At 65.1% G+C, this 26,634-nt stretch carries 30 protein-coding genes; 7 read left to right on the top strand and 23 right to left on the bottom strand.

The window, feature by feature from the left end; genetic code table 11:
• Position 1: 1 nt before the first annotated feature.
• Positions 2 to 1,363, top strand: a complete 1,362-nt coding sequence (locus DDZ17_RS02110) for an MATE family efflux transporter (protein WP_241505754.1) — start codon at positions 2 to 4, stop codon at positions 1,361 to 1,363.
• Between the two features lie 30 nt (positions 1,364 to 1,393).
• Here DDZ17_RS02110 and DDZ17_RS02105 read toward each other — a convergent pair whose 3' ends face one another.
• From DDZ17_RS02105 to DDZ17_RS02065, 9 genes are all read right to left on the bottom strand, one after another.
• Complete coding sequence (locus tag DDZ17_RS02105) at positions 1,394 to 1,906, bottom strand: DUF7931 domain-containing protein (protein WP_116364294.1); 513 nt, start codon at positions 1,904 to 1,906, stop codon at positions 1,394 to 1,396.
• Positions 1,903 to 2,349: a GNAT family N-acetyltransferase gene (locus tag DDZ17_RS02100; protein ID WP_116364293.1), complete on the bottom strand. Its 447-nt coding sequence runs from the start codon at positions 2,347 to 2,349 to the stop codon at positions 1,903 to 1,905. Before DDZ17_RS02100 ends, DDZ17_RS02105 begins: the two co-directional genes overlap by 4 nt.
• Entirely contained in the window at positions 2,339 to 3,466 is a 1,128-nt protein-coding gene (locus DDZ17_RS02095) for a JmjC domain-containing protein (RefSeq protein ID WP_116364292.1), read from the bottom strand. The genes DDZ17_RS02100 and DDZ17_RS02095 overlap by 11 nt, the downstream gene beginning before the upstream one ends.
• A gap of 63 nt (positions 3,467 to 3,529) precedes the next feature.
• Complete coding sequence (gene purB, locus DDZ17_RS02090; protein WP_116364291.1) at positions 3,530 to 4,900, bottom strand: adenylosuccinate lyase; 1,371 nt, start codon at positions 4,898 to 4,900, stop codon at positions 3,530 to 3,532.
• Between the two features lie 77 nt (positions 4,901 to 4,977).
• Positions 4,978 to 5,616 (bottom strand): high frequency lysogenization protein HflD, encoded by a 639-nt coding sequence (hflD, locus tag DDZ17_RS02085; protein WP_116364290.1) that lies wholly within the window; start codon positions 5,614 to 5,616, stop codon positions 4,978 to 4,980.
• On the bottom strand, positions 5,616 to 6,704 hold the full coding sequence (gene mnmA, locus DDZ17_RS02080; RefSeq protein WP_116364289.1) for a tRNA 2-thiouridine(34) synthase MnmA: 1,089 nt from the start codon (positions 6,702 to 6,704) through the stop codon (positions 5,616 to 5,618). Before mnmA ends, hflD begins: the two co-directional genes overlap by 1 nt.
• Positions 6,701 to 7,180: an NUDIX hydrolase gene (locus tag DDZ17_RS02075; protein ID WP_241505753.1), complete on the bottom strand. Its 480-nt coding sequence runs from the start codon at positions 7,178 to 7,180 to the stop codon at positions 6,701 to 6,703. The genes mnmA and DDZ17_RS02075 overlap by 4 nt, the downstream gene beginning before the upstream one ends.
• Positions 7,152 to 7,985, bottom strand: coding sequence for a DODA-type extradiol aromatic ring-opening family dioxygenase (locus tag DDZ17_RS02070; protein WP_116364288.1), 834 nt, complete (start codon positions 7,983 to 7,985; stop codon positions 7,152 to 7,154). The genes DDZ17_RS02075 and DDZ17_RS02070 overlap by 29 nt, the downstream gene beginning before the upstream one ends.
• 38 nt (positions 7,986 to 8,023) lie before the next feature.
• Positions 8,024 to 8,473 (bottom strand): DoxX family protein, encoded by a 450-nt coding sequence (locus DDZ17_RS02065; RefSeq protein WP_116364287.1) that lies wholly within the window; start codon positions 8,471 to 8,473, stop codon positions 8,024 to 8,026.
• A 138-nt stretch (positions 8,474 to 8,611) separates the two neighbouring features.
• Between DDZ17_RS02065 and DDZ17_RS02060 the strand changes: the two genes are divergently transcribed.
• Positions 8,612 to 9,517 carry a LysR family transcriptional regulator gene (locus DDZ17_RS02060; protein WP_116364286.1) on the top strand — a complete coding sequence of 302 codons (906 nt, stop codon included), beginning with the start codon at positions 8,612 to 8,614 and terminating at the stop codon, positions 9,515 to 9,517.
• A gap of 41 nt (positions 9,518 to 9,558) precedes the next feature.
• Here the strand turns inward: DDZ17_RS02060 and DDZ17_RS02055 are convergent, their stop codons facing one another.
• From DDZ17_RS02055 to DDZ17_RS02045, 3 genes are all read right to left on the bottom strand, one after another.
• A complete protein-coding gene (locus DDZ17_RS02055; RefSeq protein WP_116364285.1) occupies positions 9,559 to 10,569 on the bottom strand; it encodes a cytochrome-c peroxidase in 1,011 nt (336 codons plus the stop codon).
• 2 nt (positions 10,570 to 10,571) lie between these two features.
• Entirely contained in the window at positions 10,572 to 11,471 is a 900-nt protein-coding gene (locus tag DDZ17_RS02050) for an AEC family transporter (protein ID WP_193940529.1), read from the bottom strand.
• A 76-nt stretch (positions 11,472 to 11,547) separates the two neighbouring features.
• Positions 11,548 to 12,426, bottom strand: a complete 879-nt coding sequence (locus DDZ17_RS02045; protein ID WP_116364284.1) for an AraC family transcriptional regulator — start codon at positions 12,424 to 12,426, stop codon at positions 11,548 to 11,550.
• A 240-nt stretch (positions 12,427 to 12,666) separates the two neighbouring features.
• On the opposite strand from DDZ17_RS02045, the gene DDZ17_RS02040 reads away from it, so the two are divergent.
• The gene (locus DDZ17_RS02040; protein ID WP_116364283.1) at positions 12,667 to 13,695 is read left to right on the top strand and encodes an aldo/keto reductase; all 1,029 of its coding nucleotides are present in this window, start codon (positions 12,667 to 12,669) and stop codon (positions 13,693 to 13,695) included.
• On the opposite strand, the gene DDZ17_RS02035 is transcribed toward DDZ17_RS02040, so the two are convergent.
• Together DDZ17_RS02035 and DDZ17_RS02030 are read right to left on the bottom strand one after the other, a co-directional pair.
• Positions 13,626 to 14,198, bottom strand: coding sequence for a SixA phosphatase family protein (locus DDZ17_RS02035; protein ID WP_116364282.1), 573 nt, complete (start codon positions 14,196 to 14,198; stop codon positions 13,626 to 13,628). The two genes, DDZ17_RS02040 and DDZ17_RS02035, sit on opposite strands and share 70 nt — an antisense overlap.
• Positions 14,195 to 14,521, bottom strand: a complete 327-nt coding sequence (locus tag DDZ17_RS02030; RefSeq protein ID WP_116364281.1) for a DUF1330 domain-containing protein — start codon at positions 14,519 to 14,521, stop codon at positions 14,195 to 14,197. Before DDZ17_RS02030 ends, DDZ17_RS02035 begins: the two co-directional genes overlap by 4 nt.
• Before the next feature lie 156 nt (positions 14,522 to 14,677).
• Here DDZ17_RS02030 and DDZ17_RS02025 point away from each other — a divergent pair, with 156 nt between their 5' ends.
• Complete coding sequence (locus DDZ17_RS02025; RefSeq protein WP_116364280.1) at positions 14,678 to 16,630, top strand: DEAD/DEAH box helicase; 1,953 nt, start codon at positions 14,678 to 14,680, stop codon at positions 16,628 to 16,630.
• A gap of 55 nt (positions 16,631 to 16,685) precedes the next feature.
• Here DDZ17_RS02025 and DDZ17_RS02020 read toward each other — a convergent pair whose 3' ends face one another.
• The 6 genes from DDZ17_RS02020 to tmpT all read right to left on the bottom strand — a co-directional run bounded on the left by DDZ17_RS02020 (position 16,686) and on the right by tmpT (position 20,741).
• Positions 16,686 to 17,024, bottom strand: coding sequence for a zinc ribbon domain-containing protein YjdM (locus DDZ17_RS02020; protein ID WP_116364279.1), 339 nt, complete (start codon positions 17,022 to 17,024; stop codon positions 16,686 to 16,688).
• Positions 17,025 to 17,047: 23 nt separating this feature from the next.
• Positions 17,048 to 17,293, bottom strand: a complete 246-nt coding sequence (locus DDZ17_RS02015; protein ID WP_116364278.1) for a DUF2164 domain-containing protein — start codon at positions 17,291 to 17,293, stop codon at positions 17,048 to 17,050.
• A gap of 29 nt (positions 17,294 to 17,322) precedes the next feature.
• Entirely contained in the window at positions 17,323 to 18,372 is a 1,050-nt protein-coding gene (locus DDZ17_RS02010; protein ID WP_116364277.1) for an NAD(P)H-dependent flavin oxidoreductase, read from the bottom strand.
• A gap of 45 nt (positions 18,373 to 18,417) precedes the next feature.
• Positions 18,418 to 19,503: an endonuclease/exonuclease/phosphatase family protein gene (locus DDZ17_RS02005; protein ID WP_116364276.1), complete on the bottom strand. Its 1,086-nt coding sequence runs from the start codon at positions 19,501 to 19,503 to the stop codon at positions 18,418 to 18,420.
• A 36-nt stretch (positions 19,504 to 19,539) separates the two neighbouring features.
• Entirely contained in the window at positions 19,540 to 19,938 is a 399-nt protein-coding gene (locus DDZ17_RS02000) for an MAPEG family protein (protein ID WP_116364275.1), read from the bottom strand.
• A gap of 161 nt (positions 19,939 to 20,099) precedes the next feature.
• Positions 20,100 to 20,741 (bottom strand): thiopurine S-methyltransferase, encoded by a 642-nt coding sequence (gene tmpT / locus DDZ17_RS01995; protein ID WP_116364274.1) that lies wholly within the window; start codon positions 20,739 to 20,741, stop codon positions 20,100 to 20,102.
• 175 nt (positions 20,742 to 20,916) lie between these two features.
• Here tmpT and DDZ17_RS01990 point away from each other — a divergent pair, with 175 nt between their 5' ends.
• Positions 20,917 to 21,306, top strand: coding sequence for a helix-turn-helix domain-containing protein (locus tag DDZ17_RS01990; RefSeq protein ID WP_116364273.1), 390 nt, complete (start codon positions 20,917 to 20,919; stop codon positions 21,304 to 21,306).
• A gap of 128 nt (positions 21,307 to 21,434) precedes the next feature.
• On the opposite strand, the gene acnB is transcribed toward DDZ17_RS01990, so the two are convergent.
• Positions 21,435 to 24,053, bottom strand: a complete 2,619-nt coding sequence (acnB, locus tag DDZ17_RS01985; RefSeq protein ID WP_116364272.1) for a bifunctional aconitate hydratase 2/2-methylisocitrate dehydratase — start codon at positions 24,051 to 24,053, stop codon at positions 21,435 to 21,437.
• Positions 24,054 to 24,259: 206 nt separating this feature from the next.
• Here acnB and DDZ17_RS01980 point away from each other — a divergent pair, with 206 nt between their 5' ends.
• Positions 24,260 to 24,730 (top strand): DUF1289 domain-containing protein, encoded by a 471-nt coding sequence (locus tag DDZ17_RS01980; RefSeq protein WP_116364271.1) that lies wholly within the window; start codon positions 24,260 to 24,262, stop codon positions 24,728 to 24,730.
• Positions 24,727 to 25,344 (top strand): MiaE family protein, encoded by a 618-nt coding sequence (locus DDZ17_RS01975; RefSeq protein WP_116364270.1) that lies wholly within the window; start codon positions 24,727 to 24,729, stop codon positions 25,342 to 25,344. The genes DDZ17_RS01980 and DDZ17_RS01975 overlap by 4 nt, the downstream gene beginning before the upstream one ends.
• 58 nt (positions 25,345 to 25,402) lie before the next feature.
• Here DDZ17_RS01975 and DDZ17_RS01970 read toward each other — a convergent pair whose 3' ends face one another.
• On the bottom strand, positions 25,403 to 26,122 hold the full coding sequence (locus tag DDZ17_RS01970; protein ID WP_116364269.1) for a UDP-2,3-diacylglucosamine diphosphatase: 720 nt from the start codon (positions 26,120 to 26,122) through the stop codon (positions 25,403 to 25,405).
• Between the two features lie 9 nt (positions 26,123 to 26,131).
• A complete protein-coding gene (locus tag DDZ17_RS01965) occupies positions 26,132 to 26,629 on the bottom strand; it encodes a peptidylprolyl isomerase (protein ID WP_116364268.1) in 498 nt (165 codons plus the stop codon).
• Between the last annotated feature and the right edge of the window lie 5 nt (positions 26,630 to 26,634).

Genomic DNA, 26,634 nt, shown 5'->3' with positions numbered 1-26,634 from the left:
GATGTTTTCTGCGGCGACATTGCGCGAGCTGTTCCGGCTCGCGCTGCCGATGGTGGTGTCCCAGAGCGCCTTTGCGCTCATGGTGTTCACCGACCGTCTGTTCATGTCGCGTATCGACGCCTTGCACATTGCCTCTGCCCTGGGGGGAGGCGTCACCTTCTTTGTCACCATCGCCCTGTTCCAGGGGGTGATTTCCTACGCCACCGCCCTGGTGGCCCAGTACCTGGGCTCCGGCCAGCTGGCCAAGTGCCCGAAGGTGGTCACCCAGGGGGTGATCATGGCGCTGGCGGTGCAGCCGCTGCTGTTGCTGGTGGGCTGGCAGGCGGCGCAACTGTTTGAGCTGATGGGGCACGCGCCGGCCCAGGTGGCGCTGGAGCGACAGTACTTCTTCGTGCTGCTGGCGGGCTCCTTTTTGGCCCTGGGTAAAACCTGCATTGCGTCGTATTTTTCCGGCATTGCCCGCACCCGGGTGGTGATGATCTCCGACGTGCTGGGGGTGCTGGTGAATGTGCCTTTGAGCTATGTGCTGATTTTCGGCAAGCTCGGCCTGCCGCAGCTGGGGATACAGGGCGCGGCGCTGGGCACGGTCATCGCCACTGGCTTTTCGGTGGGCGTGTACGCCCTGTTTTATTTCAACCGCATTCACCGCCAGCGTTTTTCGGTGCTGCAGTCCTTCCATTTTGACCGCGGCATTCTGACCCGCTATATCCGCCTGGGCCTGCCCTCCGGCCTGGAAGTGTTTGTGGGGGCGGCCACCTTCAACCTGTTCCTGCTGCTGTTCCAGTCCTACGGCGTCAACGAAGGCGCCGCCATGGCCATTGTGTTCAACTGGGACATGCTCAACTACGTGCCGCTGATCGGCATGAACATTGCCGTGACCAGCATGATCGGCCGCTATGTGGGCGCGGGGGACATGACCCGCACCAACCAGGTGATCAGCGCCGCCTTTTTGCTGGCGGTGGGTTATTCGGTGCTGTTGGGCCTGTTCTTCATCATTGCCCGGGAGCAGTTGATGAACGTCTTTGCCACCCCCGGTGAAGACTTCAGCGTCATCGTTGCGCTCGGCAGCCAGATGATGATTGGCCTTGCCACCTACGTGCTGGCGGACGCGGCTATTCTTATCGCCAGCGGCGTGCTGCGCGGCGCCGGCGACACGCGCTGGCTGATGAACACCTCCATGCTGCTGCACGTGCTGATGCTGGTCTCGCAGGTGGTCATCATCAAATACCTGGATTTTGGCCCCATGGCGAGCTGGTGGGCCTTTGTCGTGATGCTGCTGATGCTGGCGGCAATCTACCTGCGCCGCCTGCTGGGCAGCCGCTGGCGTTCGCCGGAGCGCCTGGCGCGGGTGATGGCAGAGTGACAGGCAAGTGAAAGGAGGGTGACAGCGCACCTACAGGTGTAGCTGGCGCAGTTCCACACTGGTGTGGCTGGCCCGCCACAGGGTCTGGAAGCGCTCCAGGTGCGGCAGGGCCGAGGCCCGCGAATCCGGCTCGTAAAAGCCGCCGCTGTCGCTATCCGGCGGCTGGTACAGCACGCCGTTGCGATCGCGCAGTACCAGGGTCTGCCCCGGCCATTCCGGGTGCTCCGGCAATACCTGCAGGTGTACCTTGGACGGCAGGCGACGGGCCAGCTGCAGCAGCCGGTGGCCCTGGCGCACCAGGGGTTTGGCGTCGGCCACCAGCAGGCGGATGTCGGTCTGGCGGCTGCGGCGGGCCAGGGCGGCCAGGGCGCTGGCCAGCTCGGCGCGGTCGAACACGCGCGGGTCCAGCTGGGGGCTCAGAATGTATAGGTGCCGGCGCGCGCTGGTGGCCAGCTGGCCGGCAAAGTCGCAGAAGGGGGTGGGGTAGTCGATGCCGCTGACGAAGCCGCCGGCGGCATTGTCGTCGCTGCCTGCGCCGCTCACGCCGGTGCGGTCAACGCCAGGTGCATGGTGGTGTGGGGAATGCCGGCCTCTTCAAAGGTCGCGCCGCGGGGGCTGAAGCCGGCCCGGCTGTAAAAAGGCGCGGCGTGTTGCTGGGCGTGTACGTACACCCGATCAAAACCCACTTCCCGCGCCAGCTCAATCAGGCGCGCCAGTACCGCTGCGCCAATGCCGTGGCCGCGTTCGCTGGCCAGCACCGCCATGCGGCCGATTTTGCCATCGGGCATCAGGCGGCCGCAGCCCACGGGCTGCCCATTGCGCAGGGCCAGTACATGGCGGCTGTCGGCGTCGCGCCCGTCCCATTCGATATCGCGGGGCACGCCCTGTTCCTCAATAAACACCGTGCGGCGCAATGCGCTGAGGGCCTCGGAGGCATCGTTCCAGCTCACCACTTCCAGGGTGACGGTGTCTGCGTTATTCGACATAGGCTGCTCCATTTTCGATAAGAAAGGTCAGTAATTCAGGCGCAGCCGGGTGGCTGGCGTCAAGGTGTTTGCAGGGCGCCTGGCCGCTGGCGCACAGGCCCTGCAGCCAGGGTTGCAGGGCGTAATCAAACGCTGCGCTGGCCCCGTTGGCAAACACGTACAGCCGGTCCTGGTGCTCGGCCCAGGCCAGGCGACTGGCCCCATCGCGCCAGAGCAGGGCCCTGCCGCTGAACAGCTCGGCCAGCTCGCCATCGTTCACCTCGGCGCCTTCCACCACGTAGCGCGGTTCGGTGACCAGTTCGCCGAGCCAGCTGGGGTCGCCCGCTGCCTCCAGCAGGCTGAGGGCCTGGCGCCGGGCCTGTTCGATATCGGCGCGACTGATCTCCCCGGCGCGCTCGGCAGCCTGGCGGGCGGGGTCTGCCACCAGTTCCCGGGCGGGGGCGTCATTCAGAATGCCATCGGTCAGCCGCGCCAGCAGGTCGCCCCGGGACGGCGCGCGAAAGCCAATGGAGAAGGTGGTGCACTCGCCCTCGGCAATGCCCCAGTGTGCCAGGCCGGGTGGCACGTAAAGCAGGTCGCCGGGGTTCAGCAGGTAGTCCTGCTGGCTGTGGAATTCGGTGAGAATGCGCAGGTCGCAACCTGCCAGCAGGGGGCTGCGGTTGTCGCATTGCTGGCCAAGGCGCCAGCGGCGCTGGCCTTCGCCCTGCAGCAGGAATACATCGTAGTGGTCGAAGTGGGGGCCCACGCTGCCGCCGTGGCTGGCGTAGCTGACCATGACATCGTCGGCCCGCCACTGGGGAACGAAACTGGCCAGTTGCTGCAATGCCGCCACTTCGGGCACGTATTGATCCACCGCCTGCACCAGCAGGCTCCAGGGGCCACTGCGGTCAAAGTCGCCCGCCTGGAAGGGGCCGTGGTAAAGGCGCCACTGGCCGCCGGCCTCTTCAACGATGCGCGACTCCACCTCGGCCTCCATGGCGAGCCCGGCCAGTTCGTTGGCGTCGATGGGCGGCGCAAAGCCGGCTATCGCATTGCGAATGAGCAGGGGCTTGCGCTGCCAGTGTTCGCGCAGAAAGTGGGCGGTGTCGATGGGCAGGTTGAAAGTGGGGGCAGGCATGGCATAAGGGGCGCCGGAGTCGGGCGCCCATTATGAACGAGGGGCGGGGCGGGCGATACGCTGTTAGCGGATGGCCCTGGCCTGCGCCACGGCGTTGCCGATGTAGCTGGCCGGGGTCAGGGCCAGCAGTTCGTCCTTGGCTTCTCTTGGTAGTTCCAGGGTTTCCACAAAGGCCTGGATGGTTTGCTGGTTCATGTCCTGGCCGCGGGTGAGGGCCTTGAGCTTTTCGTAGGGCTGCTCGATCCCGTAGCGGCGCATCACGGTCTGAATGGGCTCGGCCAGCACTTCCCAGCTGCTGTTGAGGTCTTCGGCCAGGCGCGCTTCGTTCAGCTGCAATTTGCTGATGCCCTTCAGGCTGGCCTGGTAGGCGATCAGGCTGTAGCCCATGCCCACGCCCATGTTGCGCAGCACGGTGCTGTCGGTCAGGTCCCGCTGCCAGCGGCTGACCGGCAGCTTGGCAGCCAGGTGGCCGAACACGGCGTTGGCCAGGCCCAGGTTGCCCTCGGAGTTTTCAAAATCGATGGGGTTGACCTTGTGCGGCATGGTGGACGAGCCCACTTCGCCGGCGACGGTTCTCTGCTTGAAGTAGCCGAGGGAGATGTAGCCCCACACGTCGCGATCAAAGTCCACCACAATGGTATTGAAGCGGGCCACTGCATCGAATAGCTCCGCCATGTAGTCGTGGGGCTCGATCTGGGTGGTGTAGGGGTTAAAGGTGAGCCCCAGTGAGCCCACGAACTGCTCGGCGTTGTCCTGCCAGTCCACGTCCGGATAGGCCGACAGGTGAGCGTTGTAGTTGCCCACCGCGCCGTTGATTTTGCCGAGAAATTCTACCTGTTCGATCTGCGCCAGCTGGCGCCGCAGGCGGGCCACTACGTTGGCCAGTTCCTTGCCCATGGTGGAGGGGCTGGCGGTCTGGCCGTGAGTGCGCGACAGCATCGGCGCCTCGGCGGAGGCAATTGCCAGGTCGGTGAGGGCATCCACCACGCGGCGCATTTCCGGCAGGATGACGGCCTGCATGCCATCGCGCAGCATCAGGGCGTGGGACAGGTTGTTGATGTCCTCGGAGGTGCAGGCAAAGTGGACGAACTCGGCAATGGCGTTCAGCTCGGCGTTGTCGGCAAAGCGCTCCTTGATGAAGTACTCCACCGCTTTCACGTCGTGGTTGGTGGTGCGCTCGATCTCCTTGATGCGGGCGGCGTCGGCCACGCTGAAGTCGCTGGCGATTCGCTCCAGCAGCGCGTTGGCGTCGCTGGACAGGGGCGGCACTTCGGCAATGCCGGCGTGGGCCGCCAGCTGCTGCAGCCAGCGTACTTCCACCAGCACACGGCGCTTGATCAGGCCGTATTCGCTGAATACCTCCCGCAGGGCCTCGGTTTTGCTGCCATAGCGGCCATCAATGGGGGAAACGGCGGTAAGCGCTGAGAGTTCCATGCTGACTCCGGAGGTATAGGGGCTGAGTGCCAGGGGTTGAAAAAGCGGGCGGCGATTTTACACCAGGGTGGCGTGCATTACACGCCGGACGCGCGGGACAGATCCTGGGCGCAGCGCAGCAGGGCCTTGCGCTGAAACAACAGCTTCCAGCGGCGCCCGCCCACCTGGCGCCACAGAAAGCCGGAGCGGATGCCCGCCAGCAGCAGGGCGCGGATGATGTCCGCGTTTTTGCTGTCTTGCAGGTGCTGGGCGCTGCCGGTGACCTTGATGCGGAATTTGAGCTTACTGAGTGTGTCCTGGTAAATGCCGGAAATACTGTGGCACACATCGTGTACGTGGCCGGCGAAGTGCTCGGCGCGAAAGCTGGCGTGTTCCAGCCGCGAGCGCACCACCTGCATCATGGCCGGGTCGGCGCTGAACTTGCCCTCCAGGTAGAGCAGGGCGAACACGTAACGCACCAGGTCACGGTTCTCCGCCTCTTTCTGGTTGGCCAGAATGGCGGCCAGGTTCTGCAGGCCCAGACGCACGCCTTCCACGCCGCCGAACACGCCGTCGGTGGTGTCGGCATCGAATTTGAACAGGCTGTGGATGGACGCCTCCAGAAACTCCGGCGGATAACTGCCGGTGCGCGATACCTGATCCACAATACGGGCGGCCTGCACCACGCCGGCCAGGGAGATGGTTTGCTGTTGCAGGGTGCTACCGGCGTGCGACATCAGGCGGCCCGCTCGATGACGCCGCCGCCCAGGCAGCGCTCGCCGTCGTAGAACACTACCGACTGCCCGGGCGTGATGGCCCGCTGGGGGCGGGCAAATTCAACCCGGTAACCGTCGCCGTCGCGGTGGAGCGTACAGTCCTGGTCCGCCTGGCGGTAGCGCACCTTGGCGCTGAGCGAGGCCGGCAGTGCCGGCGCCTCGCCGGCCACCCAGTAGATGTCGCCGGTGAACAGGGTGGATTTGAACAGGGCGGGGTGGTCGTTGCCCTGGGCCACCTGCAGTACGTTGTTGGCGAGGTCTTTGCCTACCACGTACCAGGGCGCGTCGGCGGCGTCGGCTCGCCCGCCAATGCCCAGGCCCTGGCGCTGGCCGATGGTGTGGTACATCAGGCCCTGGTGGCGGCCCAGCACCTCGCCGTCCAGGCTGTGGATGTCACCGGGCTGGGCCGGCAGGTACTGTTTGAGAAAGTCGCTGAAGCGGCGCTCGCCAATAAAGCAGATGCCGGTGGAATCCTTCTTTTTTGCCGTGGCAAGGCCGTGTTTTTCCGCCAGGGCGCGCACCTCGGGTTTTTCTATCTCGCCCACCGGGAACAGGGTCCTGGCCAGCTCCTGGTGGCCCACGGCGTGCAGGAAGTAGCTCTGGTCCTTGTTTGGGTCCAGGCCCTTCAGCAGAGTGGCCTTGCCGTCACGTTGGCCGCGGCGGGTGTAGTGGCCGGTGGCGATCAAATCCGCGCCCAGCATCAGGGCGTAGTCGAGGAAGGCCTTGAACTTGATTTCCCGGTTGCAGAGGATGTCCGGGTTGGGGGTACGCCCGGCCTGGTATTCGGCCAGAAAATGCTCGAACACGTTGTCCCAGTATTCGGCGGCAAAGTTGGCGCCGTGCAGGGGAATGTCGAGCTTGTCGGCCACTGCCTGGGCGTCGGCAAAGTCTTCCTTGGCCGTGCAGTATTCGGTGCCGTCGTCCTCGTCCCAGTTCTTCATGAACAGGCCTTCCACGGTATAGCCCTGCTCCTTCAGCAGCAGTGCGGATACAGAGGAATCGACACCGCCGGACATGCCGACGATGACTTTGGTAGCGGCTTTGCTCATAAATAATGCTGTAGTGCGTCCAGCGGGTACAGGGTGCCGCTGCGGGCCTGTTCCACCGCGGCGAGCACCAAAGGGCTGCGCATTCTAGCAGACTTGGCCAGGATTTCCCCGTAGTTGAGCCAGTGGGTGGCGAGGATGTCGGCATCCAGTACGGCGCCGCTGCGTTGCTGCAAGGGCCGCGCCAGGAAGGTGGTGCGATAGTAGGTCACGCCGTTGGATGGCGCCCTAAACAGTGCCCAGCCCAGCAGGCCCTGCAGCTCCACCTCCCAGCCGCTTTCCTCCAGCGTTTCGCGACGGGCTGCATCCAGCAGGCTTTCGCCGGGCTCCAGGTGCCCGGCGGGCTGGTTGAACACCCGCGCGCCAGTGACCTTGTCGCGCTCTTCCACCAGCAGGTAGCGGCCCTGGTGCTGCACCACGGTGGCCACGGTGATGTGGGGCGGCCAGGGTTTATCCATGGGCGGGTGCTGCGTGTTCATGGCCGGCGCTCCAGCGATACAGGTCGGCGCGGGTGTGCATCACCTCACTGGCCCGATGCCAGCCGGCGGGGCGCCCGGCCAGGCCAGCGCACACATGCAGGGGCAGCAGGTGCTCCTCCCGCGGGTGGCAAAAGCGCGCATGGGGCGCCTGCTGCCAGTGGGCCAGGCGCCGTTCGCGCTCGGCGGCATCGAGCCCCGGGTTGCAGCAGGTGTCCTGCAGCCAGTCGGAAAATGCCGCAATGCGTTCCTCGCGGGCCGGATCGCTGCCGTCCGGCATCGAGCGCATGTTGTGGAAGGTAAAACCGGAGCCGATCACCAGCAGGCGCCCGTCGAAGTGCAAGGCGCGCAGGGCGCGGCCCATCTGCAGGTGCGCGGTGGCGTCGAGGCTGGCCAGCAGCGACAGCTGCAGCACCGGAATGTCCGCGGCGGGATACATGATCTTCAGCGGCACAAACACGCCGTGGTCCAGGCCGCGCTGGTTATCCAGGGCGGCGGGTTGGCCGGCCTCGTCGAGTGTGCTGGCAATAGCCCGGGCCAGAGCCGGCAGGCCTGGGCAGGGGTAGGCTATGTCGTAGCTTTCGGCGGGAAAGTTGTAGTAGTCGTAAAGCAGGCCCGGTTGCCCTGCGGCGCTCACAGTGGCCCGCGGCGCCTCCCAGTGAGCGCTGATCACCAGGATTGCGTCGGGCCGGGGCAGCGTTCGGCCCAGACCCGCGAGGTCCTGCACCAATTGCCGGTGCCCCGGTTCGCCCAGCAGGGGCAGCGGGCCACCGCCGTGGGAAATAAACAGGATGTCGGTCTGGTTCATAGCCTGTCCCGGCTCCTTGCTGTATCGCTGCGCCGCATTTAGCGCGCCGATTGTGCCAGAAGCAGGTTGTCTGTCGCGAATCGGCCGCCACCCTGGATGGCCAGCGCCGTTGTTGCCGCCAACAGCGCCAGTGCGAATTCATAGCCGTTGTTGCTCATAAACAGCCCGCCTTCAATGTGCACGGCGAAGATGGCGACCAGCATGGTAAAGGCTGCAACCAGCGCCGCCGGGCGGGTGAGCAGGCCAATGACCAGCGCCAGGCCGCCAAAAAACTCGGCGCTACCGGCCAGCAGGGCCATCAGGTAGCCGGGCTCCAGGCCGATGCTGGCCATCCACTGGCCGGTACCATCCAGGCCGTATCCGCCGAAGGCGCCAAACAGTTTCTGGGCGCCGTGGGCTGCCAGAATGATGCCCACAGGCACACGCAGTACTAGGGCGGCGAATCCGGCGTTGGAGCCCAGCAGGCGTTGAATGAGTGATGAGTGCATGTTCAGGTCCTCGGGTTGTTGTCGGGGTGCGGGCACGGTACTGACCCGTTGAAAGCCAATTTACTATCTGCACCTTCGCTTAGTAATGATAGTAATATTGAATTACTATCAACAAAATATTGATAAAGGGTTGGGCTGATGGACCGCTTCACCGCCATGCGCGCCTTTTTCACCGTGGTTAGCGAGGGCAGCTTTACCCGCGCCGCTAATCGCCTGGAAACGTCCCCTCAATTGGTTAGCAAATACGTGTCGTGGTTGGAGGAGCACCTTGGCGTACGCCTGCTGAACCGCAGCACCCGCCGCTTGCATCTTACGGAGGAAGGAGGTCGCAGTTTGCCTCAGATCCAACAGTTGCTGGGCGGGATCGAAGCGCTTGAACGTGGCTTTGTCGAGCGCGAGGACCGGGTGGAGGGCCGCTTGCGGATCAGCGCGCCGGTGTCCTTCGCAGCCCGTCACCTGGCGCCACTGCTGTGTGACTTCCAGCAACTTCACCCGGCACTGGAGATTGACCTGCAGCTCAATGACCGCAAGACCGACTTGGTGGAAGAAGGCTTCGATATCGCCCTGCGCATCGGTCAGTTGAAAAGTTCCTCGCTGGTGGCCCGCCGCATTGTGCCGGTGCGCATAGTACTGTGCGCCGCGCCGGCCTACCTCGAGCGTTACGGGGTGCCCCGCAACGTGGATGAATTGCAGGGGCACCGCTACCTGCGATACAGCTACATGGAATCGGTGGCCAGCCCGCAGTTGCGTGCTTGGATGCGCAGCAGTGTCCAGAGCGACGGCGGTTTTACCTGCAACAATGGCGATGTCCTGACTGGGGCTGCGTTGGCTGGTGGCGGAATCGCCCTGCAGCCTACCTTCATTGTCGGACCCGCCATCGCCGAAGGCCGCCTGCAGGAGCTGCTGCCGGAATTGCCGCTACAGGAACTGGGTCTGTACGCAGTGTATGTGCATCGGCAGCTACTGCCGGCCAAGGTGCGCCACTTCGTCGATTTCCTGCAGGGCTACTTTGGCGATCCACCTTCGTGGGATCAGCGCGTATAGCGTCGGAGGACTATTCGATACAGACGCTGGTGGCGCCGGGGTCAATCGGGGCGGGCAGTGGGCAGGGCGGAGCCACCGTCGCTGTTAAGGGTATCCAGGAATGCGCGCAGGGCATTGAGTTCGCCGTCTGCAAGCGCTGGGTGCCTCATTTTCGGGGACAGGCTGGGGCGTGGTGTAAAGCCGCCGTTGAAGTGCGCCAGCACATCGTCGAGGGTGGCCAGCGAACCGTCGTGCATGTAGGGCGCGCGCCGTGCGAGGTTGCGCAGCCCCGGTGTTTTAAAGGCGTTGCGGTCACCGTCGTCGCGGCTGAAGCGGTAGCGCCCGCTGTCATCGCTGGCCGGCAGGCCGGTGTCGTGAAAGCCATCGTCGGTAAGGCGCCAGCCGCTGTGGCAGGCGTTGCAGCCGGCCTTGCCGGTGAACAGTGCAAAGCCCTGTTTGGCCTCGTCGCTGATGGCTGTCTCGTCGCCTGCTACCCAATGGTCGAAGGGTGCTGGCGGGCTCACAATTTCCCGCTGGAAGGTGGCAATCGCGGCAGAGACGGTGATAAGACTGATGCCCTTGCCCGGGTAGGCGGCGTCAAAGGCCGCCACGTAGGCGGCATCTGCTTGCAACTCCTCCTGTAGTTCGCGCACGTCCTGGGCCATTTCGTCGTGGGCGGTAAGGGGGAACCACACCTGGGATTCCAGCGTTGGTGTGCGCCCGTCCCACAACAGGGCGCTGGCCCAGGCCAGGTTTTCCAGCGCCGGGCTGTGGCGCTCGTGTATCTGAGCGTCGCTGCCCACGGCGCGTTGCCGGCCGTCTTCCCAGCCCGTAGCGGGCGCGTGGCAGCTGGCGCAGCTGATGTCGTTGTCGCGGGACAGGCGCGGGTCGAAGAACAGCCGCTGGCCCAGCGCGAATTTGGCCGGCGAATACGGGTTGTTATCGGGATGGGGAACAGTGGCGGGACGCTGGAACTGTGCCTTCAAAGCAGCCAGCGAATCATCATCTGCCCGGGCCATCAGGCTGTGGCAAAGCCACAGGGCGAGGGCGATGCGCAGAACGGCCGTAATCATCGCTACAGGGCCAGCATCAGCGCCAGCGGCAGCATCAGCAAGGCGGCCAGGTTGCCAATCAGCACAATGGCGGCCACCCGCTCCGGGGCCTGCTGGTAGCGCTCGGCAAACAGGAAGTTCATGACCGCCGGGGGCAGGGCGCCAAACACCAGCAGCATGGCGCTGTCGCGCTCGTTAAGGCCCAGCGCCAAGGCAAGGGCCGCCGCCAGCGCCATACCCAGCACAGGGCGCGCGAAGGCGCCCACCAGCGGCGCGCCCAGGTCGTTGAAGCGCACGTGTTTCATGCGCACGCCCAGGGAAAACAGCAATAACGGCACGGCCACGTTGCCCAGCAGCTGCAGCGAGGTAACCACCGGCTCCCACACCGGAATCTGCAGGGTTGAGATCAGCAGGCCAATGGCCACGGCGATCAGCGTGGGGTTGCGCCACAGGGTCAGCAGGCGGGCGTTGTTGTCCAGCATGTGCACACCGATGGAAAAGTGCATGACGTTGGACACGGTGTACAGAATCACCGCCGCCGGCAGGGCACTCTCGCCCCAGGTGAGCACCGCCAGGGGGATGCCGATGTTGGCGGAGTTGTTGAACATCATGGGCGGCACAAAGGTGCGCCAGTCCACCTTCAGCCAGCGCGCCACCGGCCGGGCGAGCAGGCCGCACACCAGCAGCAAAATGGCCGCGGCGGCGGCCAGGCCGATATAGCGTTCCGGGGCAAACTGCTTGCTGGCCATGGCGCCCAGGATCAGCGCCGGCACGAAGATGTCCATGTTGATGCGGTTGGCCACCGCCATCTCGGGGTTGTGGCGCAGGCCATACAGATAGCCCACCAGCACAATGGCAACGATGGGGGCGAGAATGCCGACAATGCGCGGCAGCAGGTCGAGGTTTACGGCGAGATCGGTCATAGGGCGCGAATTTTGCCACCGCCCGCACCAAAGCGCTAAGGGCGTTGGCACTATTGCCACAACGGGGGCGTGTTACTCATTTGGTGTGCCCGCCCAGTGCGCTCGCCTGGCTGGGGGGCTGGCCAAACAGGCGCTTGTACTCCCGGCTGAACTGGGACACGCTCTGGTAACCCACCTGCCAGGCGGCTTCGCTGATGCTGGTTTGGCGGGCGGCTACCAGATGATGGGCGCGGTGCAGGCGAATGGATTTCACATACTGCAGCGGCGACACCCGGGTCACCGCCTTGAAGTGCTGGTGCAGCGCGCTCTGGCTCATGTGGGCCACCGTTGCCAGGGCGTTCACGTCCATGGGCTCGGCGTAGTGTTGCTGGATATGGTGAATCACCCGGGCGATGCGCTGGTGGTGACGGTCGCGGGTGACAAAGGCCGCCAGCTGCGCACCCTGGGGGCTGCGCAGGCCGTGGAACAGGATTTCGCGCACCAGCATGGGTGTGAGTACCCGCCGTGCCTGGGGGTCTTCCAGGCTTGCCACCAGCCGTTCCACGCAGTCGCGCAGCGCGTCCGACACCGGGCAGGTGCACACCCCGCGGCTGGCGCGCAGCTGGGGCGTGAGCTCCGGCAGCGCCTGCAACAGGTCGGCCACGGCCTGGCTGTCCACGTCGATCTTGATTGCCAGGTAGGGCTCGGCGGGGCTGGCGCGAGTCACGTGGCCCTCCATCGGCAGCGGCACTGTCAGGGCCAGGAAGCGCCCGGGGTCGTAGGTGTAGGGCTCCCCGGCCAGCAGGCTTTGCTTCTGGCCCTGCAGCACAATGTAGAACACCGGCTGGTAGAGAATGGCCTGGGGTTGCGTGGGGGCGTCTGCGCGCACCAGGGTCAGCCCGGGGGCGATGGCCTTGCTGCTGGTGGGGGCAGGCAGCAGGCGGAGCAGGGTGGAAATACAGGGCTGGGAGAACATCGCTACACCGGTTTGCCGTGGACGCCCCAGTGTAGGGCGCCGGGGCCGAATGGGAAGCGCCGCGCGCTCGCCTGTGCAGGAATAGGCAAATGTCCGGGACGATTGGCCAAGCCCGACGGCGCGGCGGTGGCCATACTGTTCCCTCACATCACTTTCCACCCACCACTTTCCACCCACCACTTTCCACCCACCACTTTCCACCCACCACCAACCTCCCACTAACTACAGGAGCACAAGACGATGGATACCAGACTACTTGGCAGGCAGGGTCTGCGCGTTTCAGCAATGGGCCTGGGCTGCATGGGCATGTCGGATTTTTACGGCGGCGCGGACGAGGCTGCCAACCTCGCGGTGCTGGACGGCGCGCTGCAGCAGGGGGTGACCTTCTGGGATACCGCCGACATGTACGGCCCCTGGACCAACGAACAACTGCTTGGCCGGTTTTTTAAGCAGCAGCCCCACGCGCGGGCGCAGGTACAGCTGGCCACCAAATTTGGCAACGTGCGCAATGCCCGGGGCGAGTTCCTGGGCGTGAACGGCAGGCCGGAGTACGTGAAGTCTGCCTGCGATGCCAGCCTCAAGCGGCTGGGGGTGGATTACATCGACCTTTACTACCAGCACCGGGTCGACCCGCAGGTGCCCATCGAGGACACCGTGGGTGCGATGGCGGAACTGGTAGCGGCCGGCAAGGTACGCCACCTCGGGCTGTCGGAAGCGAGTGCGCAAACCCTGCGCCGGGCCAGCGCGGTGCACCCCATTGCCGCGCTACAGAGCGAGTACTCCCTGTGGTCGCGCGATGTCGAGGCCGAGATACTGCCCACCTGCCGCGAACTGGGCATTGGCTTTGTGGCCTATAGCCCGCTGGGGCGCGGCTTTCTGACCGGGGCCATCCGCAGCCGGAGCGACCTGGATGCCGACGACTGGCGCCTGAACAACCCGCGTTTTTCCGCCGAGAACTTCCACCTCAACCTGCAGCTGGTGGACGCGGTAAGCGCCCTGGCGAACGACAGAGGCTGCACGCCGGCGCAGCTGGCCCTGGCCTGGCTGCTGGCCCGGGATGACGCCCTGGTGGCCATTCCGGGCACGCGCAGCCTGCAGCGCCTGGCGGAAAACGCCGCGGCGGTGTCGCTGGTGCTGGATGAACAAGCGCAGGCCCAATTGCACAGCGCGCTGCAAGCGATAGCCGTGCAGGGCACCCGCTATCCCGAGGCCGGGCTTGCGCTGCTTGGTGGTGACACGCCGGAGCGTGACGCAGACGCAGCCCCGTAGCGCAGCAGGGTGGTGGTCACCACGCCACGCTCATCCACGGTAACCATGTAGAGGCGGTCGTACTCGGTCGCTTCATCGATGGCACTGCCGGCGTCGCCGCCAAGCAGCCGCACCAGCTCCGGCGTGGTATCGCTGTGGCCCACCACCAGGTGGCGGCCGCCGGTGGCTATCAAAGCCGCCTTCAGGGCCGGCAGATCATCCACATCGTAGATGGCCACCTTGCGGCCAAGCGCCTTGGCCAGCGGGGCGGCGGTGTCGCGGGTGCGGCGATAGTCGGAGCTGTGAATGTGCGCTATGCAGGCGTCGCCCAGGGTGGTGGCCAGCGCGCGGGCGCGCGCTTCACCGGCCGGGGACAGGGCCGGGTCTTCGCCTGTTGGCTGTTTTTCTGCATGGCGCACCAGCATCACGCTGAGGCCAGTGGTGGCGCAGGGGGCAGGTGACGGCTCTGCCAGCGCGCCCAGTGGCGCCAGGCCAAGCAGCAGCAGAAGGGCCGCCAGTCTCACCCGGCGGCCTTCAAAATGGGGCGCAGGTCGTCCAGCTTGTCGAACAGGTGCCAGATGTAGCTGCGGGTGCCATTCTCGCGGTGGGGGTGCAGGTCGTGGAGGGTCGGGTCCGCCCGGTAGTTGTCGAAGGCCTGGCGCGATTCCCACTCCACCAGAATCAGCACCGAGCGCGGGCTGATGTCGCCCTGCACGGCTTCGTGGAATTTGCCGAGGGCCACAACGTGGCCGCCGTGGCGTTCAACCTCGGCGGTGGAGCGGCGGGCGTAGGCCAGGTACTCGTCCCGGTCGGCGACATCGAACAGGTTCAGTGCGTAGACGGGCATGGGGTTCTCCCTGCGGTGGATGCCCGGGCATGATAACCAATCTTCGCCGGCCGCTCACATCGCCCGCCGCGCCGGCAATATTGCCATTACAGGCCATTGCCGGCCCTGTATACTTGCTGGCCGCCCTCCGGCACCACCCCATCTGCAGGCCTCCCAATGTCTTCTGAATCCCATGCGACCCGTTTCGCAGACCTCGCCCTTCCCGACGCACTGCAACAGGGGCTGCGCGATGTTGGCTACGAAACCCCCTCTGCCATCCAGGCGCGCACCATTCCTGTGTTGCTGGGCGGCTCGGATCTGGTCGGCCAGGCCCAGACAGGCACCGGCAAAACCGCGGCCTTTGCCCTGCCGGCGCTGGCCAACCTGGATATGGCGCGCTGCGAGCCGCAGGTACTGGTGCTGGCCCCCACCCGGGAGCTGGCCATCCAGGTGGCCGAGGCCTTCCAGAAATACGCCCACCACCTGCCGGGTTTTCGCATTCTGCCCCTGTACGGTGGCTCTGATTATCGCGGCCAGCTGCGCCAGTTGCAGCGCGGCGTGCACGTGATTGTGGGCACCCCGGGGCGGGTGATGGACCACATGCGCCGGGGCTCTTTGAAGCTGGACACCCTCAAGCTGCTGGTGCTGGATGAAGCCGACGAAATGCTGCGCATGGGCTTTATCGACGATGTGGAATGGGTGCTGACCCAGACCCCGCCGGAACGCCAGATTGCGCTGTTTTCCGCCACCATGCCGGATGCCATTCGCCGCATTGCCCGTTCCCACCTGAACGAGCCGGTGGAGGTCACCATCGAGATGAAGTCGGTGACCAACGACAACATTCGCCAGCGCGTGTGGATGATGGCCGGCGTACACAAACTGGACGCGCTGACCCGCATCCTGGAGACCGAGGATACAGACGGCATCATCATCTTCGTGCGCACCCGCCTGGCCACCACCGAGCTGGCCGACAAACTCGCCGCCCGGGGTTATGTGGCGGCGGCCCTGAACGGCGATGTGGCGCAGAAGCAGCGGGAAAAAACCGTCGAGCAGCTGAAGAAAGGCGCGCTGGACATTCTGGTGGCCACCGACGTGGCCGCCCGCGGGCTGGATGTGGAGCGCATCAGCCACGTGATCAACTACGACATTCCCTACGACGTGGAGGCCTACGTTCACCGCATCGGCCGCACCGGCCGCGCCGGGCGCACCGGCGAGGCCATTCTGTTTGCCGCCAACCGCGAGCGGCGCCTGCTGCGGGCCATCGAGAAGGCTACCGGCAAGCCCATCGACAAAATGGTGCTGCCCAGCGTGGAGCAAGTGGCGGACAAGCGCGCCGAGCGGTTTCGCGCCCGCATCACCGAGGTGCTGGCGAGCCGCGACATTGAGGCCATGCGCGAACAGGTGAGCCTTTACCAGCAGGAGCACGGCGTGCCGGTGATCGACATTGCCGCCGCCCTGGCCCTGCTGGTGCAGGGTGAAAAGCCCCTGCAGGCCGGCAAGGGCGGGCGCGCGGACGCGGCCGAGGACACCCCGCGCGGCGGTACGGACTACGCGCGTGGCGGCTCAGAGCAAGCCCGCGGCAGCGCAAGCAAGCCCCCCCGCACCAAAGCGCGCGACTTCGACGACAAGCCCCGAGAGCCGAAAAAGCCGCGCCTTGAGCGCACCCACCCGGACGTGGGCATGGAGCGCTTTCGTATCGAAGTGGGCCACAGTCACGGCGTGAAGCCCGGCAACATCGTGGGCGCCATTGCCAACGAGGCGGAAATCGACAGCCAATACATTGGCCACATCGCAATTTTTGACGATCACAGCACCGTTGACCTGCCAGAAGGCATGCCAAAAGAGCTGTTCCAGCACCTGAAAAAAGTGTGGGTGAGCGGCCAGCGCCTGCAGATCAGCCGGCTGGATGCGGCGGGGCGTGGCGAATCAGCGCGTGGTGAATCGGGGCGGGCAGAAAGAGGCTCTGCTGGCAAGGGCAAACGCCCCGCGAGCAAGGGTCCCAAGGCGCAGGAAAAACGAGGGGCTAAGCAAGGGGCCAAGCAAGGAGAAAAGCCTACCGGAGCACCCGGCAAAACGGCCGGTAAAAGCCCGGGCAAAAAGCCCGGCGCTGGCAAAAAGTCCTTCCGCTAGGCAACATCCCTGGCTGTGGGGGCCGGCCGGCCCCCGCATCCCGTATTCGCCTGCATCAGGCCTTCTTTACAAACTCCGACTTCAGCTTCATCGCGCCGATCCCGTCGATCTTGCAGTCCAAGTTGTGGTCGCCCTCCACCAGGCGCACGTTCTTGACCTTGGTGCCCACCTTCACTACCGACGACGAGCCCTTCACTTTCAGGTCTTTGATCACCGTCACCGTGTCGCCGTCGGCCAGGCGGTTGCCGTTGGCATCCAGCACCTGCAGGCCGTCATCGGCTGCCTCGCTGGCATCGCCAGACCACTCGTGGCCGCATTCCGGGCACACAAAGTGGTCCCGGTCCTGGTAGGTGTAGCTGCCCTGGCATTGGGGACAGGGGGGAAATTCACTCATGCTGTGTCCTTTGTGGCCCGCCCTCAGGGCAGGGCCTTTTCCAGTTCGTGGATCTGGTAGCTCAGCTCTTCGGTTTTTTCCCGGAACAGCTGCTGGGCGTCCGCCAGGCCCTGGTTGTAGATCACCGGGCCCAGTTCGGCGGCGATGAAGTCGATCAGAAATTCCGCCTCAAAGGCGCCGATATCCTGGTCCAATTCGTCGCTGACATAGGTTTTTACCCGCGCCACCAGGCGGGATTTCTGCTCGTCGCTGAGCTTAAGCTCGTCCATATTCTGGTGTCCTGTTGTAAGGGCAAGGGTTAGGGCAAGGGCAAAGGCGCGCCCGCCAGTTCGCGGGTGAGTTGCGCGGCGGGAATGGCGCGGCACTGGCGGAACCGCTCGCCCGCCCAGAGGGGTGAACAGTCGCCGCTGCCGCGCGCCTCAAAGCCGGCCCGCAGGGGCGCGATGGCAGTGGCCGCCAGGGGAAATTCGGGCGCCATTGTACTGACCGGGCCCAGCTCGCGCATCAGGCGATTGCAGATGCCGCGTGCCAGGCGGCCGGAAAACAGGTTGGTGAGGGCCGTGTTGGCCTGCTCCGGTGCGCTGATCGCCGCCCGGTGCACCGTCGAGGTGGTGGCCTCCGGGCACAGCAGGTAGGCGGTGCCCACCTGTACCGAGGCGGCACCGGCCTGCAGGGCGGCGCTGACGTCGGCGTGCTCTGCAATGCCGCCGCTGGCGATCACCGGCACACCAACCGCCGCCACAATCTGCCGCAGCAGTGTGGTGGTATCGGTCTGGCCGGCCAGGCCCGGGTCAAGAAAATGCCCGCGGTGCCCACCGGCCTCTAGGCCCTGGGCGATGATGGCGTCCACGCCGCGCTCAGCCAGCCACCGGGCCTCGGCCACCGTGGTGGCGGTGGCTATCACCTGCGCCCCCCAGCGGCGCACCCGGGCCAACAGGTCGGGCGCGGGCAAGCCAAAGTGAAAACTCACCACCGCGGGTTCGAAGGCTTCCAGTACATCTGCCGCCGCGTGGCTGAAGGGCTGGCGGCCGCCGGCGCGGGGCGCATCCGGTGCCGCAATGCCCAGCTCCCGGTAGAAGGGCGCCAGGGCCGAGCGCCAGCGGGCTTCGGCCTGCGGGTTGGGCTCGGGCGAGCGGTGGCAGAAGAAGTTCACGTTGTAGGGCTTGCCGGTGCCGGCGGTGATGGCGCGCAGCTCGGCGGCGAGCGCGTCTTGCCCCAGCATGGCGCAGGGCAGCGAGCCCAGCCCCCCGGCATTGCACACCGCAATGGCCAGGGCACTGCCCTGAACCCCGGCCATGGGCGCCTGGATGATGGGCAGCGCAGTGCCGGGGAAGTGTGTGCCAGGCATTACCAGTCCTCCCGTCGGGATTGCTTGCTTGGTGTAGACGCGCCATCAGGCGCCGGGGGCGGGTACATCGGCCTTCTCCACATTCTGCTCGCGGGTGATCTCGCGGGCGAACTGTCGGTCGTCGGCATCGGCTTCCAGGCCCTCGCCGTTGGCGCTGCGGGCCGGGTTGAATGCCAGCCGGGTGAACAGGGGAAAGTGGTCCGAGCCGATGTGAGGCATGCGCTGGATGCACGCCACCGTAAAGTGCTCGCTGTGGAACAGGTGATCCAGCGGCCAGCGCAGTAGCGGGTATCCGGCGTGAAAGGTGTTGAACATGCCGCGGCCCACGCGCGGGTCCAGCAGGCCGCTGAGTTTGCGAAACAGGCGGGTGGTGCGCGACCAGGCCACATCGTTGAGGTCGCCGGTCACAATCAATGGCTGGTCGCTGTCGGCTACGCTGCGCGCCACTACAATCAGCTCCGCATCGCGCTCGGCGGATTCCGGGTTCTCCGTGGGGCTGGGCGGGGCCGGGTGCAAAAAGTGCATGCGCACGCTGTCGCCGGTGCGCAGCCACACCAGGGCGTGCATGGAGGGCACATCGTCCTCCACCAGAAAATCGATGGTTGTATCCTCCAGCGGCAGGCGCGAATACACGTGCATGCCGTAGAGGTTATCCAGCGGGCACTTGATGGTGTAGGGCATGTCCTGCTCGAGCTCGGCCAGCTGGCCCTCCCACCAGTGGTCTGATTCCAGCGTTACCAGAATATCGGGCTGGTACTGGTGCACCAGGGCAATCAACTGGTGCGCCTGGCGGTTGGGGGTCAGTACATTGGCGGTGAGAATGCTGATATGGCGCTCGGGCTCTACCTGGAGACTGGCGGCGGCTACCTCCAGCCGCCACAGGCGGGTGTAGGGCAGTATCCAGCGCAGTTGCCAGCACAGGGCGGCCAGCACTGCGGCGCTCATCAGCCAGGCAGCGGGCTGGCCGTAATCCAGCAGCCAGGCCTGGGTGGCCAGCAGCAGGGCGGCCAGCACCGCCAGTTGCAGGCGCGGAAAATCAAGCCCGCGAACCAGCCAGTGCGAATGCCGTAGCAGGGGCAGGGTGGTGGCCAGCACCACCAGGCAGGAGAGTACAAACAGAGTGAGTGTCATTGCGGGTCGCTGTGGATAGTGGGCAGGCGGTCGGGCTCAGAAGGACAGGTAGGCAAGGTAGACGCACAAAAAGGTGCCCACAATGTAGGTGCCCAGGGCGCCGACAAAGCGCAGGGGCTGGGGTTTGGCGATGCTGGCGGACATGACCATGCCGGCAAAATGGCAGTAGCGGGCCAGCACCAGCGCCCCCATGGCCCACGGCACCCAGGCCACCAGCACAGCGCCGGTCTGGCCAATGGCGTAAATCAGGATGGCCGCAAAGGGCGCGTATTCCACGGCATTGGCATGTGCCCTGACCGCCTTATGCAGCGTATCGGTGGGGTCGTCCGGGTAACCCGAACCCAGCCCGGCCTTGTTCCTGCACAGGGACACATAAAAGCCGCCGGCGAAAACCAGCAGGCCGAGTAGCGCGATACAAAGAAGGGTGAAGTTCATGGTTGCTTGCCCCCAGGCCTGATTTTGTCGCCGACGCATCAGCGCGCCCGCACAACTGGCCAACAGTGTACTGAAATTCGCTGCCGGGGGCAGTCAACGGGCCTGCGCATTGGCCGGCATTCAGCCAGTAACTACGGTTTCCCTGCGGGGGTGCCTTTTTGTTACCGGCCGGGCTGCAGGTGCCAGGCGATTTCCACTGCCTCGGCCTTGCCCTTCAGCCCACCCGGCACGGCCTTGCGGGCCAGCTCGGTGATCTGGTAGATGCCCTGGTACTGGCGTTGCACCTCGGGCCCGTCGATGGAGAAGGGCGGGCCGTCCAGTTGCGCTGGGTCGTAGGCCAGGGTGACCAGCAGCTGCGGCGCAGCGGCGGTGATGGCTGCCAGGTGGGCGCTGTAGCGCCGCCGGATATCAGCCGGAAGGGCCACCAGGGCGGCGCGGTCGTAGATGGCCTGTACCGGCTCCAGGGCCTGTGCGTTCAGCGCGAAAATGTCGCCGACGAAGATGTCGATGTGCTCTGCGCGGTAGTGGGCCAGTGCACCGGTCTCTTTCACGTCTGGCGTCAGGCCCAGTTCGCTGAACAGCTGACGGATGGCGAGTTGGCTCAGCTCCGCGCCGGCAACGCGGTAGCCCTGTGCCAGCAGCCACGCAATGTCGCGGGTTTTGCCGCACAGGGGAAGGAAGATGCGGCTGCCGGTGGCAAGGCCAAGGCGTGGTAAGTGAGTTTGCAGCAGGGCGTTGGGCGCCCCTTCGTGGAAGGCGATGTCGCCCTCGCGCCATTTGTGGTGCCAGAATTCAGTGTCCATGAATGTTCATCCCCTTTGAAAGGTTGTGCTTGCTCGGCTTGCTTGATTTGCACGGCTTACACGGTTTGCCGGTGGGTGGCTGGCGCGCTTGTTTCCCGCCAGGTACCGCTCTACTATGCCAATTCAAGTCGACTTTAAGTCAACGGTTAATTGGTACCGTATTCGGGTTTATCGCATGGACATTGCCGAAGTTGCCAGCGCCTCCGGGCTACCCGCCTCGACGCTGCGTTACTACGAAGACAAGGGGCTGATACGCTCCATCGGGCGGGTGGGGCTGCGCCGGCAGTTCAGCGCCAATGTGCTTGAGCGCCTGGCGCTGATCAAACTGGGCAGCCGGGTGGGCTTTTCGCTGGATGAAATGCTGGCCATGTTCACCCCGGACGGGCCGGCCATCGACCGCGATCTCCTTACGGCCAAGGCGCAGGCGCTGGATGCGAAAATCCAAGAGCTTACGCTGATGCGCGACGGCCTGCGCCACGCCGCCGCCTGCACCGCGCCCAGCCACTTCGAGTGCCCCAAGTTCCTGCGCATCCTGCGCTTCGCCCAGCGCTGGCGCGATCGCTGAGGCGAGGACCGGCAGCAGGCCCCGCAGCACAAAACACAAAACATAGCGCACAAAACATAGGACATAAAAAAGCCCCGCAGCTGTTCAGGCTGCGGGGCTTTTGCTTACCGTTTAGGCGCTGGGGCGAATCAGGCGGCGGTTATCTCGCTGATTTCCACCGCTGCAATCCGCTTGCCTTCCTCGGCGCTCTTCTGGAACTCCACAATCTGGTCGAAGTTCATGTAGCGGTAGATTTCGGCGCTCATGGAATCCAGGTTTTTGGCGTATTCCATGTACTCCGCCGGGGTTGGCAGTTTGCCGAGGATCGCGCCCACGCTGGCCAGCTCGGCGCTGGTCAGGTAGACGTTGGCGCCGTCGCCCAGGCGGTTGGGGAAGTTACGGGTGGAGGTGGACAGCACGGTGCTGTTGGCCGCCACGCGCGCCTGGTTGCCCATGCACAGGGAGCAGCCGGGCATTTCGGTGCGGGCACCGGCAGCGCCGAAGATGTTGAAGTAGCCTTCTTCCATCAGCTGGTGTTCGTCCATGCGGGTGGGGGGGCTGATCCACATGCGGGTGGAGATACCGCCCTTGTGCTGCTCCAGCAGTTTGCCGGCGGCGCGGAAGTGGCCGATGTTGGTCATGCAGGAGCCGATGAACACTTCGTCCACTTTGTCGCCCGCCACTTCAGACAGCAGTTTCGCGTCATCCGGGTCGTTGGGGCAGCACACCACCGGCTCGGTCACGTCCGCCAGGTCGATCTCGATCACCGCTGCGTACTCGGCGTCGGCGTCGGCTTCCATCAGCTCGGGGTTGGCCAGCCACTCTTCCATCTTCTGGGCGCGGCGCTCCAGGGTGCGCGGGTCACCGTAGCCCTCGGCCACCATGCTGCGCAGCAGCACGATGTTGGAGCGCAGGTATTCGGCAATGGCGCTTTCCGGCAGTTTGATGGTGCAGCCGGCGGCGGAGCGCTCGGCGGAGGCGTCGGACAGCTCGAAGGCCTGCTCCACGGTCAGGTGGTCAAGGCCTTCAATTTCCAGTACACGGCCGGAGAAGATGTTTTTCTTGCCCTTCTTCTCGACGGTCAGCAGGCCTTCCTGGATGGCGTAGTAGGGAATGGCGTGCACCAGGTCGCGCAGGGTGATACCGGGCTGCATTTTGCCCTTGAAGCGCACCAGTACCGATTCCGGCATGTCCAGCGGCATTACGCCGGTGGCGGCCGCAAAGGCCACCAGGCCAGAGCCCGCCGGGAAGGAGATGCCCATCGGGAAGCGGGTGTGGGAATCGCCGCCAGTGCCCACGGTGTCGGGCAGCAGCATGCGGTTCAGCCAGCTGTGGATGATGCCATCGCCCGGGCGAAGGCTGACGCCGCCGCGGGTCATGATGAAGTCGGGCAGGGTGTGCTGGGTGTCGATGTCCACCGGCTTGGGGTAGGCCGCGGTGTGGCAGAAGGACTGCATGGTCAAGTCGGCAGAGAAGCCGAGGCAGGCCAGGTCTTTCAGCTCGTCGCGGGTCATCGGGCCGGTGGTGTCCTGGGAGCCCACGGTGGTCATTTTCGGCTCACAGTAGGTGCCGGGGCGCACGCCCTCAACGCCACAGGCCTTGCCCACCATCTTCTGGGCCAGGGTGTAGCCCTTGCCGGTGTCGGCCGGCTGCTCCGGGGTGCGGAACAGGTCGGAGGCGGGCAGGCCTAGCGCTTCGCGGGCCTTGCCGGTTAGGCCGCGCCCGATGATCAGGTTGATGCGCCCGCCGGCGCGCACTTCGTCCAGCAGCACGTCGGACTTCAGTTCGAACTCGGAAACGGTGTCGCCGGCTTCGTTGAGGATTTTGCCTTCATAGGGGCGAATCTCGATCACGTCGCCCATGTTCAGGTTGTCCACGTCGGCTTCAAACACCAGGGCGCCGGCATCTTCCATGGTGTTGTAGAAGATGGGAGCCACTTTGCCGCCGATGCAGATGCCGCCGCCTTTTTTGTTGGGCACGCCGGGCATGTCGTCGCCGAAGAACCACAGCACGGAGTTGGTGGCGGATTTGCGGGAGGAACCGGTGCCCACCACGTCGCCCACGAAGGCCACCGGCAGGCCCTTGGCCTTGATCTCGTCAACCTGCTGCATGGGGCCGGTGACGCCGTGTTCTTGCGGGGTCAGGCCGTCGCGGGTCATTTTGTACATGGCGCGGGCGTGCAGGGGGATGTCCGGGCGGCTCCAGGCATCGGGTGCCGGGGACAGGTCGTCGGTGTTGGTTTCGCCGGTTACCTTGAACACGGCAACCTTGATCGACTCGGCCACTGCCTCGCGGGCAGTGAACCACTCGCCTTCGGCCCAGGATTCCAGCACCGCCTTGGCGTTGGCATTGCCGGCCTTGGCCAGCTCGTCCACGTCGTGGAAGGCGTCGAACATCAGCAGGGTGTGCTTGAGTTCGGTGGCGGCCAGCTCGCCCAGCTCGGCGTCTTCCAGCAGTTCCACCAGGGTGGCGATGTTGTAGCCGCCGTGCATGTTGCCCAGCAGTTTGACTGCGGCGGCCTTGTCGATCAGGGGGCTTTCGGCCTCGCCCTTGACGATGGCAGACAGGAAGCCGGCCTTAACGTAGGCGGCTTCGTCCACACCGGGGGGCACGCGGTCGGTGATCAGTTCCAGCAGGAAGGCCTCTTCCCCGGCGGGCGGGTTTTTCAGCAGCTCCACCAGGCCGGCAACCTGCTCGGCATTTAGCGGCTTGGGTGGGATGTCCTGGGCGGCGCGTTCCGCCACGTGTTCGCGATAGGCTTCTAGCACGGTAGAGCTCCTTGTGAGATGGCCGCCCGGAAACAGGGTCGCGGCAGTTGCAGACCCCCGGGGCAGTCCGGTGAAGGAAAAATCGGGGCGCAATTATAGCCGAGTCGCTGAAACAATTAAATTAATCAAGCGCTTATACCGTGCATTCATTCGGCTGATACCTTAGACTGACGACGCTGTTGTCCGCCTCGCCCGATTCGCATCCTATGCACGACCCCACCATCAAAACCCCCTGTATCGGCGTCTGTTCCACCGGTATTGGCGATGCTGTGTGCCGGGGCTGCAAGCGCTTCAGTCACGAGGTGATCAACTGGAACAGCTACACCCCGGAGCAGAAGCGCGCCATCGATGCGCGCCTGTCGGGCTTTCTGTCCCAGTGTGTGAGCAACAAGCTGGCGGTGACCGACAAGGCCCTGCTGCAGTGGCAGCTTAAGGTGCAGAACGTGCGCTTTGTTGCCCACCACGATGAGTACTGCTGGGTGTTCAGCCTGCTCAAGGCCGGGGCCGGGCAGATTACCGACACCAGCGAGTTCGGCTTCATGGTCAACCCGGATTTTGCCGACATGCCCCTGCAGCAGCTGCGCGACACCATCGACCGGGAGTTTTTCATCCTCTCCGACGCCCACTACGAGCGCTACATCGCCACGCCAGACCTGTTCGCCGGAGCCGGCTCGTGAGCGCGGTGGATATCAGTCATATCCTCGATTTTTTGCCCTGCGCCACGCCCCGGGCCTGGGTGGACTGGGCCTTGCAGCACCCGCAACTGCTGCTGATCGACCACGCCAATTGCGAAAAGAAGGCCGCCTCCACGGCGCTGAACCTGATGTACCGCTACACCGACCAGCCGGTGCTGCTGAACAAACTGTCGCGCTTGGCGCGGGAGGAGCTGCGCCACTTCGAGCAGGTGATCGCCCTGATGGGCAAGCGGGGCGTTGCCTACCCCCAGCTCAGCGCCGCCCGCTACGCCGGTGCACTGCGCGAGCAGGTGCGGCGCAACGAGCCGGGGCGCCTGGTGGATACCCTGTTGGTGGGGGCGATTATCGAGGCGCGCTCCTGCGAGCGTTTTGCGGCCATCGCGCCGGAACTGGACCAGGAGTTGGGGCAGTTTTACCGCTCGTTGCTGAAGTCCGAATCGCGCCACTTCATGGATTACCTGAAGCTGGCCCGCAGCGTGAGTGCCGGCGCCGAGGTGGACGAGCGGTTGCCGGTGCTGCTGGCGGTGGAGCAGGGGCTGATCGAGTCGCCGGACACGGAATTTCGCTTTCACAGCGGGGTGCCGGCAGCGGCATAGTGGCGCGGGTTTGCCTTAATTAATAGTATTGCGGTTATGGCTTAAGTAGTCGCCCTAACTATTTGGCAATATTCAGTTTTTCGAAACTTAATGTGCTGCCTGAACTCGCCTTCAACAGCAGGGCCGAGTCGTGCCAGTCCCCCAGCACCCAGCGCTCGCCATTGGCGTGCCGGTGATGGTCCGGGCGGTGGGTGTGACCGTGAATCAGGCAGTCCACGCCGTGCTCGCGCAGGGCGGCTTCCACCTCCCGGGGCGTCACGTCCATGATGTCTTCCGCCTTGTTGGAGTTGGACTCGCTGCTCATGCTGCGCAACTGCGCCGCCAGTGCCCGGCGCTCCGCCAGGGGGCGGGCCAGCACCTCGGCCTGCCAGGCGGGGCTGCGGGCCATGGCGCGAAACTGCAAGTAGTCCGTATCGCCGGTGCACAGGCTGTCGCCGTGCATCAGCAGCACGCGGTGGCCGTAGAGGTCGATCACACTGGGGTCGGGGAGGAGGGTGGCGCCAGCGCGCCGGGCAAAGTCCTCGCCCAGCAGGAAGTCGCGGTTGCCCACCATCAGGTACAGGGCCGGGCCGGCGGCGCTGAAGTCCGCCAGCCAGCTCGCCACCTGTTGCCCCAGTGGGGCGTCATCGTCATCGCCGATCCAGGCTTCAAAGAAGTCCCCCAGAATGTAGAGGGCGTCGGCGTGGCGGTGGGCGTCAAGAAACTCGCTGAAGGCCCGCGTTACTGCGGGCCGGCCGGGGTCCAGGTGCAGGTCGGAAATGAACCAGGTGCCGGCCACGGGGCGTTGTCAGCCTTCGACGATGTCCACGGTCTCGATGATGACCGGTTCGGCGGGCACGTCTTGGTGACCGTTTTTGCTGGTGGTGGCCACGGCGCGGATTTTATCCAGCACCTCGGCGCCCTCGGTCACCTTGCCAAACACACAGTAGCCCCAGCCCTGCATGTTCTTGCCGCTGTGGTTGAGGAAGTCGTTGTCCTTCACGTTGATGAAGAACTGGGCCGTGGCGGAGTGGGGGTCCATGGTGCGAGCCATGGCAATGGTGCCAAAGTCGTTCTTCAGGCCGTTGTCGGCCTCGTTCTCGATGGGCGCCTGGGTAGACTTCTGGTTCATGTCGGTGTCAAAGCCGCCGCCCTGAATCATGAAATTGTCGATCACGCGGTGGAAAATGGTGCCATCGTAGTGGCCGTCGCGGGCGTAGCTCAGGAAGTTCTCTACGGTTTTCGGGGCCTTTTCGGCGTCCAGGTCGAGGGTGATGGGGCCGAAGGTAGTGCGGATAATGACCATAACGT

Source organism: Parahaliea mediterranea (genome assembly GCF_003402235.1).
Classification (GTDB): domain Bacteria; phylum Pseudomonadota; class Gammaproteobacteria; order Pseudomonadales; family Halieaceae; genus Parahaliea; species Parahaliea mediterranea.
Note: the sequence above shows the minus strand (reverse complement) of the source record. Positions and strands in the feature narration are given on the sequence as shown.